Origin of the sequence: Sphingomonas daechungensis (genome assembly GCF_039543105.1) — a bacterium.
In the GTDB taxonomy this organism is placed as follows: Bacteria; Pseudomonadota; Alphaproteobacteria; order Sphingomonadales; family Sphingomonadaceae; genus Sphingomicrobium; species Sphingomicrobium daechungense.
On record NZ_BAABJC010000001.1, the window covers coordinates 1,987,610 to 1,999,451 of the forward strand.

At 64.5% G+C, this 11,842-nt stretch carries 13 protein-coding genes; 6 read left to right on the forward strand and 7 right to left on the reverse strand.

From position 1 onward, the window contains the following. Positions 1 to 20: 20 nt before the first annotated feature. The 4 genes from ABD928_RS10425 to ABD928_RS10440 are packed head-to-tail and all read right to left on the reverse strand — an operon-like array spanning position 21 to position 3,794. Positions 21 to 974, reverse strand: coding sequence for a 50S ribosomal protein L11 methyltransferase (locus ABD928_RS10425; protein ID WP_345168544.1), 954 nt, complete (start codon positions 972 to 974; stop codon positions 21 to 23). Further along, a complete protein-coding gene (gene bla, locus ABD928_RS10430) occupies positions 905 to 1,759 on the reverse strand; it encodes a subclass B3 metallo-beta-lactamase (protein WP_345168546.1) in 855 nt (284 codons plus the stop codon). Before bla ends, ABD928_RS10425 begins: the two co-directional genes overlap by 70 nt. Further along, positions 1,749 to 2,450, reverse strand: a complete 702-nt coding sequence (locus ABD928_RS10435; RefSeq protein WP_187715246.1) for an SDR family NAD(P)-dependent oxidoreductase — start codon at positions 2,448 to 2,450, stop codon at positions 1,749 to 1,751. The genes bla and ABD928_RS10435 overlap by 11 nt, the downstream gene beginning before the upstream one ends. Positions 2,451 to 2,504: 54 nt before the next feature. Further along, positions 2,505 to 3,794, reverse strand: a complete 1,290-nt coding sequence (locus ABD928_RS10440; protein WP_345168551.1) for a methyl-accepting chemotaxis protein — start codon at positions 3,792 to 3,794, stop codon at positions 2,505 to 2,507. Positions 3,795 to 3,965: 171 nt separating this feature from the next. Between ABD928_RS10440 and sdhC the strand changes: the two genes are divergently transcribed. The 6 genes from sdhC to ABD928_RS10470 all read left to right on the forward strand — a co-directional run bounded on the left by sdhC (position 3,966) and on the right by ABD928_RS10470 (position 9,263). Continuing rightward, positions 3,966 to 4,361 carry a succinate dehydrogenase, cytochrome b556 subunit gene (gene sdhC / locus ABD928_RS10445; RefSeq protein WP_187715245.1) on the forward strand — a complete coding sequence of 132 codons (396 nt, stop codon included), beginning with the start codon at positions 3,966 to 3,968 and terminating at the stop codon, positions 4,359 to 4,361. Then, positions 4,358 to 4,753: a succinate dehydrogenase, hydrophobic membrane anchor protein gene (gene sdhD, locus ABD928_RS10450; RefSeq protein WP_187715244.1), complete on the forward strand. Its 396-nt coding sequence runs from the start codon at positions 4,358 to 4,360 to the stop codon at positions 4,751 to 4,753. Before sdhC ends, sdhD begins: the two co-directional genes overlap by 4 nt. Next, entirely contained in the window at positions 4,750 to 6,549 is a 1,800-nt protein-coding gene (gene sdhA / locus ABD928_RS10455; protein ID WP_187715243.1) for a succinate dehydrogenase flavoprotein subunit, read from the forward strand. Before sdhD ends, sdhA begins: the two co-directional genes overlap by 4 nt. Beyond that, positions 6,546 to 6,821, forward strand: a complete 276-nt coding sequence (locus tag ABD928_RS10460; RefSeq protein WP_187715242.1) for a hypothetical protein — start codon at positions 6,546 to 6,548, stop codon at positions 6,819 to 6,821. The genes sdhA and ABD928_RS10460 overlap by 4 nt, the downstream gene beginning before the upstream one ends. Before the next feature lie 106 nt (positions 6,822 to 6,927). Then, entirely contained in the window at positions 6,928 to 8,325 is a 1,398-nt protein-coding gene (creD, locus tag ABD928_RS10465) for a cell envelope integrity protein CreD (protein WP_187715241.1), read from the forward strand. 41 nt (positions 8,326 to 8,366) lie between these two features. After that, complete coding sequence (locus tag ABD928_RS10470) at positions 8,367 to 9,263, forward strand: LOG family protein (RefSeq protein ID WP_187715240.1); 897 nt, start codon at positions 8,367 to 8,369, stop codon at positions 9,261 to 9,263. A gap of 3 nt (positions 9,264 to 9,266) precedes the next feature. Here the strand turns inward: ABD928_RS10470 and ABD928_RS10475 are convergent, their stop codons facing one another. The 3 genes from ABD928_RS10475 to ABD928_RS10485 form a co-directional block, all read right to left on the reverse strand. Further along, positions 9,267 to 9,953, reverse strand: a complete 687-nt coding sequence (locus ABD928_RS10475) for a c-type cytochrome (protein ID WP_345168556.1) — start codon at positions 9,951 to 9,953, stop codon at positions 9,267 to 9,269. A 75-nt stretch (positions 9,954 to 10,028) separates the two neighbouring features. Further along, entirely contained in the window at positions 10,029 to 10,874 is an 846-nt protein-coding gene (nudC, locus tag ABD928_RS10480; RefSeq protein WP_223276488.1) for an NAD(+) diphosphatase, read from the reverse strand. Next, positions 10,864 to 11,799 (reverse strand): A/G-specific adenine glycosylase, encoded by a 936-nt coding sequence (locus tag ABD928_RS10485; RefSeq protein WP_187715238.1) that lies wholly within the window; start codon positions 11,797 to 11,799, stop codon positions 10,864 to 10,866. Before ABD928_RS10485 ends, nudC begins: the two co-directional genes overlap by 11 nt. Positions 11,800 to 11,842: the final 43 nt, after the last annotated feature.

An 11,842-nucleotide genomic window follows, 5' to 3' on the forward strand; every position in this document is an offset into this window, starting at 1 on the left:
GCAGGCAAGACAAAAGCTGCTTACGGCGCCTTCAGTTCGACCACCGGCCATTCGCCATGGCCGGGATCGATCAGTTGAAGGCCCTGTGCCTGATAAGCGGCTGCCACCGCGTCGGCCTGCGTATCGAGCAGGCCGGCGAGAATCACCGTTCCTCCGGACGCAAGCGACTTTGCGAACGTGGGAGCAAGCTCAATGAGAGGCCCGGCGAGGATATTGGCGATCAGCAAGTCGAACGGGGCCCGCGCGGCGAGCATGGGCGAGTCCATTCCATCCGCCACCGCCAGCAAAAGTTCGCCCGGGTTGTGTCCGGTCTTCACTCCATTGATGGCCGCATTTTCGCGCGAAACGTCGATAGCCACGGGGTCGATGTCGGTCGCGATGCAACGCGCCTCTGGCCAGAGCGCTAGCGCTGCGAATGCAAGCAGGCCGGTGCCCGTGCCGATGTCGGCGATGTTCGCGAAAGCGGCGCCTGAGACGGCCAGCCGGTCGAGCGCGTCCAGGCAGCCGGCGGTGGTCGCATGCTGGCCTGTGCCGAACGCGAGGCCCGCGTCGATCTCGAAGTTGACCGTGTCCGCCGGTCGGTCGACGTAATGCATAGGCGTGTGGACGAAGAAGCGGCCCGCGCGGATTGGCTGCAGGCCCTGCTGGCTCTTGGTGATCCAGTCCGTGCTGTCCTCGAGATGTTCGATCTCGGGTTCGCCGCTTCCCAGGCCTCGCAGTTCGATCAGCTCTTCGGAAGTGGGTTCTGCCTCGAAGTAAGCGTGGATTACCCAGTCGTCCGGCTTGGTTTCGTCGGGTTCGTCGGCGACGACGACCGGGGGTGCTTCGCTGGCGATGAAGAGATCTTCCGCGCTGCCGATCGCTTCGCCCTGCGCGCGCGTGCACGCGATGGTGACCCGGTAGCTTATTTCGCCTGTTCCTTCGTCAGGCGCGCGTCGAGTGCCGCGCGGCCGCGCTGCGCGTACTGCTTGCAAGCACTACCGTCGATCAGCGGGGCCTTGCCGGCGAGCCGGTCGTATAGATTGCTGGCGGCGGGGTGCGGGGTGACGAGCAGGCTGCACTGCATCCGTTCGATCTTGCGCAAGCTTTCACGGAAGGTCGTGACGTAACGCTTGTGGTCGGAAAAGCGGTAGCTGTCCGACGAGACGGCGCTCACGCTGTCGGCGTAGACGAAAGTGACGCAGCGGCCGCTTTCGCAGGAGCGCCAAGACCAGCTCGTGCTGCCCGGCGCGTGGCCGGGAGTGGCGTGGGCGGTGATTGCAAGCGGCCCCTGGCGGACGACGAAGCCGTCGGCGAGCATGATGCCCACCTTCGCCGGCTGGTACGGCTTGTGAAGTCCAAGCTGCGGGTCGTCGTCATCGACCTTGCCGGTTTCGAGCGCGAGATAGGCCGACGGCATCGACATCACCGTTGCGCCGGTCAGCCGCTGGAGCTCCGCCAGGCCGCCGACATGGTCATAATGCTCATGGCTCGCGCCTATGATTTTCACGTCGGAGAGCTGGAAGCCAAGCCGCTGGATATTGGCGGCGATCCCGGGCGCGGCTTCTTCCGTCGCTCCGTCGAGCAAGATGTGGCCGCGCGGTCCGGTGATCAGCAGCGAAACGATGCCGCAGGTGCCTACGTCGTAAACGTTGGCGAAGATCCTGATCGGCGGCGCCGGGTCGCTCCAACCGTCCTTTCCGGCGCAGGCGGCCTCATGTTCGGCGATCGTCGCCGGTGTTGCGGCTGCAAGCGCGGCTGCGGCAATGCTAGCGAACATAGCTCGCGCCGTTCACATCGATGGTCGAGCCGGTCGAGGAGGCGGGGGCTTCGGTTGCGAGCCAGCGGATGACCTCCGCGACCTCATCCGTATTCGCCACGCGGCCGAGTGGGATATCGGCAACGACCGCAGCGCCGCCACGACCCTTCAAATACTCCTCGGTCATTTCCGAAACGGTGAAGCCAGGGGCGACCGCGAAGGCGTAGATGCCGTCAGCCGCGTAGGCGCGTGCGATGGTCTTGGTCATGCCGATCAGGGCGGACTTTGATGCGGCGTAGTGCCAATGATCCGGGCTGTCCCCGCGCCAGCCTGCGCGGCTCGCGACGTTGACGATGCGGCCGCCGCCCATTTCTTGAAAATGCTTTACCGCGAGACGGCTCAGGTCGGCGGGTGCCTGCAAGTTTATCGTCAACGTGGCGTACCAAGCGGTCCGCCAGTCTCGATCTCGAGTGCTCAGGGGATTCGCTTCGTAGATGCCGGCGTTATTGACCAGCACGTCAATTCGCCCGTCGAGGCGTTCCAGAGCAGCCTCCCAAATCTCGCGTGGGACTGCGGGGTCCATCAGGTCGCCGGCAATCAGGTCTGCGTTACCCTTGGTCGAATGGCCGACTACGTTGTGGCCCCGCGACTTCAGGAGATCGTAAGCCGCCGCGCCGATTCCGCGACTTGCCCCGGTGATCAGGATGTTCATGCGGCGCTCGTTAGCGCCGCACCGTTGTTTCGTCACGCCCGCGAAAGCGGGAGATTACGCCGCGACGCGGGTAACGAACTCTTTCGTCTTCGAGGTGAAGTCGGAAATCTGCTCGGCGAAGCGGCCGAAGCCCTGTTCGACCTGATCGATGTCCTTGGCGACATTCTCGGTGTCGGTGCGGATCGCAGCGATCGTCGAACTCATCGAGTCCGCGGCCAGCGCGGTCTCGTCGACGGCGGCGGTGATCATCGTCACGGTCTGCGCCTGAAGCTCCATGGCCTGGCGGATGCGGTCGGCCGAGGTCTGAACCTCTTCGACCGTGCCCTGGATCGAGCCGTTGGCTTCCACCGTCTGCTTGGTCGCCTGCTGGATGGCCGTGATCTTGGCAGTGATGTCGTCGGTGGCGCGAGCCGTCTGCGAGGCGAGGCTCTTCACTTCCTGTGCGACGACAGCGAAACCGCGGCCGGCATCGCCGGCCCGGGCCGCCTCGATGGTGGCATTGAGGGCGAGAAGGTTGGTCTGGCCCGCAATGTCGCGGATCAGGCCGAGGATGGATTCGATCGCTTCGACGTGTCCCGAAAGAGCTTGGCTGACCTTCACGGCCTCGCTGGCCTGGTCTCCGGCGCGGATGGCGACATCGGCGGCGACTTCGACTTCTGAGCGAGCGTCCTCGATGGCGCGAATGAGGCCAGCAGCGGTTTGCGCAGCTTCGCGCATCGCGACGGCCGACTGTTCCGCGGCAGCGGCAACTTCGCTTGTCTTGCCGAGCATTCCGCGCGCCGACGAGGCCGTCGAGCGAGTGCGCTCGGTCAGCGACTTGGACTGGTCGCTGCTTGCGCGGAACAACTCGCCGACGCGACGTTCGAACTCTTCGTTCTGCTTGCCGCGGGCATCGGCCGCTTCGCAGGCTTCGAGAACGGTGATTTGGGCAAGGATGATATCCTCGGCATAGGCAAGCGCGCGGCTGAACGCATCGATCGCGGTCAGCCGGTCTTCGGTCTTGCCTTCGAAGCGAGTCTCGAATTCGGCAATCACATCGCGCGACATGTCAGCGTGGGACGCGACGAACTCCGGCACGCTCTTCTTCTTCACGAACAGCTGGACGCCTTGCTCGGCGACGGCGCGAACCCAGGCGGAATCGACCTTCATGGTGAAATAGGCGCGGTTCAATTTGACGGCTTCTTCGCCGAAATGGCGGCGTGAGCATTCCTCGATCACGTCACCGGCCTGGCCCCAGAGCCAGCGCAGCGAATCCTGGAATTTGCCGCCGTCGCTGTAGGCCTTCAGCCGCGAGTTGACCTGCTCGTCGCTAAGGCGCGGCAGATTACCAATGTCGACGCTCATGCCTTCTAGTCCCCGCCTTCACACGCAATGTCCGGGGCTGAAATGCTCCGCTAATGGTTAAGGGCGAGTTAGGGGCCTGCCGAATCTTGCCCTTCGAGCACCCCGAGCCTAATCGGGCATCGACTTTCAAGGGGCCGGCGCGGCCTGCAGACGAACAGGAGAGTAGCCCTCATGGCTGAACAACGGGCGCGACCGCTCTCGCCGCACCTCGGCATCTGGCGCTGGGGACCGGGCATGGCGGCATCGATCTTCCACAGGATTTCGGGCGGTGCGTTGACCGTAGCCGGGCTCGCGGTCCTGACCTGGTGGCTGCTGGCTCTGGCGAAGGGTGCGGATGCTTACGGCGACTTCGCCGCGATCGCGCAGACCTGGGTTGGCGTGGTCGTCCTGATCGGCCTGACCTGGGCGTTCTTCCAGCACCTTTTCTCGGGCATTCGTCACCTGGTGATGGACACCGGCCAGAACTTCGACCTGAAGCCGAACAAGGCGTCGGCCGTCTCCACTTTCGTCGGTTCGGTCGTGGTGACCGCGGCTATCTGGTTCTATCTTCTGGGAGTTGCGAAATGAGCCTGGGTGACAGCTCGACCGAGCTCGGCAAGGTCCGCGGCCTTGGCTCCGCCCGCGAAGGCGGCGAGCACTGGATTTCGGAGCGGGTGAGCAGTCTGGCGCTGCTCCTGCTCGGCGTCTGGCTGATTGCCTCGCTGCTGTTCTTGCCGGGTCTGGACTACGGCACCCTTCGCGAATGGTTGCGCTCGCCGCTTGGGGCGGTTCCGATGGCCCTGTTCGTGATCACGTCCTTCTACCACGGGCTGGACGGCCTGAAGGTCGTCGTCGACGATTACGTGCACGAGCCGGGCAGCAATTTCGCGCTGAACACGCTGCTTCTGTTCGTCGCCGTCTTCGGCGCCGCCTTTGCGCTGTTCGCGCTGGCCAAGATCGCATTCGGAGCCGCAGCTTGAGCGCTTACCAGATCATCGATCATACCTACGACGTCGTTGTTGTCGGCGCTGGCGGTGCCGGCCTTCGCACCACCATGGGCGCGGCGAACGCCGGCCTGAAGACCGCATGCATCACCAAGGTCTTTCCAACCCGAAGCCATACCGTCGCGGCGCAAGGAGGCATTGCCGCCTCGCTTGGCAACATGGGGCCGGATCACTGGACCTGGCACATGTACGACACCGTCAAGGGCGCCGACTGGCTCGGCGACCAGGACGCAATCGAATATATGGTCCGCGAAGCTCCTGCGGCGGTCATCGAACTCGAACATGCGGGGATGCCGTTCAGCCGGCGGGCGGACGGAAAGATCTACCAGCGCGCCTTCGGCGGAATGACGCAGAACATGGGGGAGGGCCCGGCCGCGCAGCGCACCTGCGCCGCAGCCGACCGTACCGGCCATGCGATGCTCCACACGCTCTACCAGCAGAGCCTGAAGTACGACGCCGACTTCTTCATCGAATATTTTGCACTCGACCTCATCATGGAAGGTGGCGAGTGCCGCGGAGTCGTCGCTCTTTGCATGGACGACGGTTCGATCCATCGCTTCCGTGCACAATCCGTGGTGCTCGCCACCGGTGGCTACGGCCGCGTCTATTTCACGGCGACCAGCGCGCACACCTGCACCGGCGACGGCAATGCGATGGTCCTTCGCGCCGGCCTTCCGCTGCAGGATTTGGAGTTCGTGCAGTTCCACCCGACCGGCATTTACGGTGCGGGCGTGCTCATCACCGAGGGGGCGCGCGGCGAGGGCGGGTACCTCACCAATTCCGACGGCGAGCGTTTCATGGAGCGCTACGCTCCGCACGCGAAGGACCTCGCCAGCCGTGACGTCGTCTCACGCTCGATGGCGATGGAAATGCGCGAGGGTCGGGGCGTCGGCGAGCACAAGGATCATATTTTCCTTCACCTCGACCACCTCGATCCGGCCATTCTGGCGGAGCGCCTTCCGGGGATCACCGAGACGGCGATGACCTTCGCCGGTGTCGACTTGCGGCGGCAGCCCATCCCGGTCGCGCCCACCGTGCATTACAACATGGGCGGCATCCCGACGAACTTCCACGGGGAGGTTGTGACGCTGAAGGATGGCAATCCGGACGCGGTCGTGCCCGGGTTGTTCGCAGTCGGCGAAGCGGCTTGCGTGTCGGTTCATGGTGCCAATCGCTTGGGCTCGAACAGCCTGATCGACCTTGTGGTGTTCGGCCGCGCGGCCGGCCTGCGCCTGGGCGAAATCCTCAAGAAGAACGCCGCGCAGCCGGAACTCCCGAAGGACTCCGCCGACCTGGCGCTCGCTCGCCTCGACCACTTTCGCAACGCGAAAGGCGACCGCCCGACCGCTGAGATCCGTCTCGATATGCAGCGCACCATGCAGGCCGACTGTGCCGTGTTCCGCACCGAGCGCACGCTCGCGGAAGGCGAGACCAAGATAGACGCCGTCTACAAGACGATGGAGGACGTCCGCGTCAGCGACCGCAGCCTCATCTGGAACAGCGATCTGGTCGAGACGCTAGAGCTCGACAATCTCATCGCGCAGGCCGTCGTCACCATGCATTGCGCCGCGAACCGCAAGGAAAGCCGCGGCGCGCACATGCACGAGGACTTCCCCGACCGGAATGACAAGGACTGGATGAAGCACACCATCGCCTGGTTCGACGGCTGGGGCGGCAAGGGCGGATCGGTTAAGATCGACTATCGCCCGGTCCACGACTTCACGCTCACCGAGGACGTCCAGTACTTCAAACCCAAGGCGCGTGTGTATTGAACGAGACCGCGTTGTGGCTGCTGTATCTCGTCAGCGCGCTGGTTGCCTTTCTGATGGTGCAGAAGTTCGGATGGCGCATCGTGCCCTCGATGCTCGCGGGCACCGCAGCCACGGTCGTTGGATGGGGACTACTCTATCTCACCAGTAGCGAAGAGCTGCGCCCGCCATTCTGGCGCGTCGACCTGTCCTTGAATGCCAGCTTCGCACTGATCTTCGCCGCGGCCGGGGCAGCGATCGCCTTCGCAATGAAGAGCAAGTCGTCCGAGGACTGACGAACCCACGCTTTTCAGGAAATCATCACAAGCCGCTCAGGCTGCTCAGCACCCGTTCGACCTACGATCCCCGCTCGCACTGACATGCAAGAAAGGGGATTTCATCGTGTACAGGTCCGACGGCGAGCGTACGCCGGGAGCCAAGCTGCTGCTGGCGATATTGGTCGCGGCAGCGCTCTCCATTCCGCTCTTTTCGATCTACCTTCTAAACTACGACAGGCAGACCCAGTCGGAGACCGCCACCAAGGCGATTACCGAAGGCTGGGGCGGGCCGCAGGCCTTTTCCGGCCCGCTCCTGGTCATCCCGTACAAGTCAACGACGACCGAGACCGTGGTGGAGAACGGCAAGAGCGTGACGCGAACGCACGAAGGTGTTCGAGAGCTCACGCTTTCGCCGGAGGTTTCGGAACTCACGACCTCGCTCGCACCGGAGCACCGGAAGAAGTCCATCTACGAGACGGTGGTCTACGACGCGAAGATCGAAGGCGCCGCGCGTTTCGGTTTGCCTCGCGACCTTTCACGGCAGGGAGTCGATCCGGCTGCGCTGGATCTCGCGCGCGCGGAACTCCGTTTTGGAATCAGCGATCCGCGAGGGATCGGTGCCAATCCCAAGGTCAGCGTGAACCGCGTCCCGTTGCAATTGCAACCCGGTGGCGGAAGCAGCGGGGGGTCCGGCTTCTTCGCCCCATTCAACGCCGGCCAGCTGATCGTCGGACCGATCGGGGTCCGATACAAGTTCGGGCTGCGTGGCAATTCTTCACTGACCTTTGCACCGAAGGCGGGGCAGACGGTTTGGAATGTGCGCTCTCCCTGGCCTCACCCGAGCTTCGGCAGCGACTATTTGCCGGTCAGCCGCAATGTTCGTTCGAACGGCTTCGATGCCGTGTACGAAATCGGCAATCTCGCTCTGGGCGAGTCCCTCGTCTCAACCGCCGAGGGTTCGAGCCATGTCGTCGACCGGCTGAACCACGACCAGGCGATGCAGGATCGCGGCGTCGACAATTCGCAGAGCGCTCCGAAAGTCGCGTCGATCAGCCTCGTCCAGCCGATCGATCTTTATTCGCAGGTCGATCGCGCGACGAAGTATGGCTTCCTGTTCATCGGTTTCACTTTCCTCGCGCTTCTAATGTTCGACATCATCGGCGGCGTTCGGGTGTCGGCGGTCGAATACCTGCTGATGGGTGCCGCGCTGGTGCTGTTCTTCGTCCTGCTGCTCGCGTTCGCGGAGGTCATCGGGTTCAGCCTGGCCTACGTCGTGGCATCGGCAGCGATCGCTGGCCTCAATACGGCCTATTCCGCGGCCGTCCTGAAGAGTTGGGGACGGGCCAGCTTCATCGGCGGCTTGCTCGTCGGACTCTACGCCGTGCTCTACGTCCTTCTCAGCCTCGAAGCCTTCGCGCTGCTGATCGGCTCGCTGCTGCTGTTCGCGGCCCTTGCGGGTGTGATGTACGGGACACGCAAAATCGATTGGAGCACACCGCGAAAGTCGGAAGCGGCCGCGTGACCCTTGGGCTTGGGGGCTGGCTCGGCTAAGCCCCCAAACTCATGAACGATCCCATACCGCCGAAGCGCATTTTCCCCGAAGCCCACGTCGACGCGAAAGCCGCGCGACATGTGCCGTCCAGCCCTCAGACCGAGAGCGCCGCCTACAAGCTGGCGTTTCAGGACACCGACTTCCTTCTCCGCGAGGATTTGCGGCCCGTCCGCTTCCAGCTCGAACTGCTGAAGCCCGAGCTTCTGCTCGACGAAGCCAGGATCGCATCGACGTTCGTCGTTTACGGGTCGGCGCGAATCCCGGAGCCGTCGATGGCCGAGGCTTTGGTCGCCGGTGCGTCCGACGACCGCCAGCGGGCGATCGCGGAGCGGCTCAAGGCCAAGGCCGTCTATTACGATGTTGCGCTGGAACTCGGCCGGCTGGCGGGAGCATGCGGCTGCGACGAGGACGGATGGCGGCATTTCGTCGTCTGCTCGGGCGGCGGGCCTTCGATCATGGAGGCGGCGAACCGCGGGGCCTGCGAGGTCGGGGCGGAGACCATTGGCCTCAACATCGTGCTTCCGCACGAGCAGCTGCCGAACCGCTACGTCACCCCCGATCTCAGCTTCCAGTTCCACTATTTCGCGCTGAGGAAGATGCACTTCCTTCTGCGAGCGCGAGCGGTCGCGGTCTTTCCCGGCGGCTTTGGGACGTTCGACGAGTTCTTTGAGCTGCTGACGCTCATCCAGACCGGCAAGGTCAGGCCGCTGCCGGTGATCCTGTTCGGCCGCGAGTTCTGGAATCGCGTCGTCGATTTCGAGGCGCTCGTCGAGGAAGGCGTTATCGCGCCGCACGACCTCGATATTTTTCACTGGTGCGAAAGCGCCGAAGAGGCGTGGGAATTCGTGCAGCGCTTCTACGAGGATCATCCCGCTCCGCCGCGGGAGCGGAACGGCACCGCGGAATAAGGCTTAGTGGGCCGGGGCGGCCTGGTTCACCGCTTCGCCACCGCCCGGCTTCTTCGCGTCGGCTGGAACGTCTTTGGCAACCTGCGGACCGTCGTTGGTCCCGGTTCCTGCCGCATTGTCGGCGGCCGCCTTGTCCCCGGCTGCTGGTGCAGCCGCCTCGGCGGGAGCTGCGGGAAGCGGAAGCGGCGCATCGCTGTGCGCGTTCAGGAACGCAATGACGTTGGCGCGATCCTGCGGATTGCTGAGGCCGGCGAAGGTCATCTTGGTGCCGGGAGCGAACTTCTTCGGGCTCGTGAGCCACGCGTTCATATTGTCCCAGTTCCAGGTGCCGCCAACGCCTGACAGTGCAGGCGAGAAGGGGAAGCCCTTGCCCTTGCCGACCGGCTCACCGAGCACATCCCACAAGTTCGGGCCGAGCGCGTTGGCGCCACCCTGGTCCGCGTTGTGGCAGGCGGTGCACTTCTTGAAGACCTGCTCACCCGCTGCCGGATCGGCGCTGGCGAGATAGAACGCGATCGGCTTCTCCGCCTCTGCGGCGCCGGCACCTTCCTCAACCACGCCTTCGATCGGGAAGCCCATGTGTTCGGGCCGTTCGCTGTGGAACGATTCACCGGCAACGATCGATGCTCCAAGAGCGACAATGCCAGCGAAAAGGGTCCAGCCGGCGATGGTGTTGAAACGGTCGTCCATGGGTCTCCGAACGGCGGTTGCCGAGGCTAAGCGAATGGAATTTGCGCCGCTCTTTACGAACGACTCAGCGGCACATCAAGCGGCGAGCCAGCGTTCGAGCAAGGTGCGCGCAATCGCGAACCGTGGCGGCGCCTGGAACGTGGCACCGGGCGCCCCCGCGAGCGCGGCCTCGACCTCTACCCGCGTGAACCAGCGAGCGTCGTCGAGCTCGGTGGTGTCGATGGTGAGTTCCGCGTCCAGCGCCTCGGCGTGACAGCCGAGCATCAGCGACGAGGGGAACGGCCAGGGCTGGCTCGCAACATAAGAGACGTTCCGGACCCTGATCCCTGCTTCTTCATGAAGCTCCCGGGCGACCGCGGCTTCGATCGATTCGCCAGGCTCGAGGAAGCCGGCGAGCGCGGAGTAGCGGCCGGCGGGATATTGTGGCTGGCGACCGAGCAGCAGGCGGCCGTCGTGCTCAGCCAGCATGATGACGACGGGGTCCACGCGGGGAAAGTGCTGGGCCGAGCATTCCGGGCAGCGGCGGGACCAGCCTGCCCGCTCGATTTCGGTGGGGGAGCCGCAGTTGGCGCAGAAGCGGTGGCGATTGTGCCACCAGGCCAGGCTTAGCGCGGCGGCAAACAGCGGCGCTTCGTCGTCGGCCAATAGGCCGATGGTGTCGAACGCTGCCCGGGCGTTGGTGTGCGGCTGCTCGGTCGCGGAAAAGCGCGGCTGGCCGTCCTGCATGCCGAGGAAGAGATCGGTTGATTGCGCTGACTGCCACTCGAGACGGCCGTCATCGCCAACCGCCGGTAGGCCGTCGCGCCAGATAAGCTGGAGCCCATCCTCGCGCGTGACGAATTCGGCGAAGCGGACCTCATCGGCGCGAGCCGGGTCGACGCGATCGATTCCAGGCCCTGAGAAGAAGGGTTCAGGCGGCAAGCGCGCTCCGGGACTGGAAAACAGATTCCACCGCGCGCCGGTACAAGGTCGGCAGGCCGGCGTCGACCAGATCGTCGATCTTCTGCCACCAGCCATCACCAGTGGCAGATTTGTGCGCGACGACCGCCAGTTCGAGGCGGAAGTGAGTGAAATCATGGGTAATGTGGCCGAGCGCTGACCGAGACTTCGGCTGCTCCTCAGTCCAGTCCGAACCCGGGAGAGCCGCCATTCCGCCGAGCATGCCCTTACGTGGCCTTCGAACAAGCCAGATTGCGCCGTTGCGCTCGATCCAATGGGCAATGCCATAGCGCACCGGTCGGGCCGCTCTTTGCTTGCGGGCCGGGAAGCGCTCGGGCTCGCCCGAAGCGGCGGCAACGCAGTCCTCGGCAAGCGGGCAGGCACCACAAACAGGACTCTTCGGTCGGCAAATCGTCGCGCCGAGGTCCATCATCGACTGCGCAAAATCCCCCGGACGATCGGCTGGAGTCATGGACGCGACGATCTCGCGGATCGTGTCGCGGGACTGCTCGATGGTACTTTCGAGGCCGGCAAAGCGGATGATGACCCTGGCGACGTTGGTGTCGACCACCGCTATCGGCTCGCCGAAAGCGATCGCGGCGATGGCGGCCGCGGTATACTCGCCGATTCCCGGAAGCTTGCGCAGCCCGGCAGCGGTGTCCGGGAAGTCGCCCAGCGCAGCGACTTCACGAGCGCAGGCGATGAGATTGCGGGCGCGAGCGTAATAGCCGAGCCCCGCCCATTCCGAGAGTACATCCTCGTCTCTCGCTGCGGCCAGCGCCTCGATCGTCGGCCATTTCTGGAGGAAGCGCTCGAAGCGCGGTGTGACGGCGGCAACTGTCGTCTGCTGAAGCATGACCTCGCTCAGCCAAACCCGGTAAGGTTCGGGCGCCGGCTCGCCGGGCATTGCGCGCCACGGAAGGCGGCGCGCGTTATCCACATAATGTTGG

Coding starts and splice junctions, on each gene's coding strand:
- ABD928_RS10440 (WP_345168551.1), bottom strand. CDS start 3,794: ATGAGCGTCGACATTGGTAATCTGCCGCGCCTTAGCGACGAGCAGGTC.
- ABD928_RS10475 (WP_345168556.1), bottom strand. CDS start 9,953: ATGGACGACCGTTTCAACACCATCGCCGGCTGGACCCTTTTCGCTGGC.
- sdhC (WP_187715245.1), top strand. CDS start 3,966: ATGGCTGAACAACGGGCGCGACCGCTCTCGCCGCACCTCGGCATCTGG.
- ABD928_RS10485 (WP_187715238.1), bottom strand. CDS start 11,799: ATGCCCGGCGAGCCGGCGCCCGAACCTTACCGGGTTTGGCTGAGCGAG.
- sdhD (WP_187715244.1), top strand. CDS start 4,358: ATGAGCCTGGGTGACAGCTCGACCGAGCTCGGCAAGGTCCGCGGCCTT.
- ABD928_RS10435 (WP_187715246.1), bottom strand. CDS start 2,450: ATGAACATCCTGATCACCGGGGCAAGTCGCGGAATCGGCGCGGCGGCT.
- bla (WP_345168546.1), bottom strand. CDS start 1,759: ATGTTCGCTAGCATTGCCGCAGCCGCGCTTGCAGCCGCAACACCGGCG.
- ABD928_RS10470 (WP_187715240.1), top strand. CDS start 8,367: ATGAACGATCCCATACCGCCGAAGCGCATTTTCCCCGAAGCCCACGTC.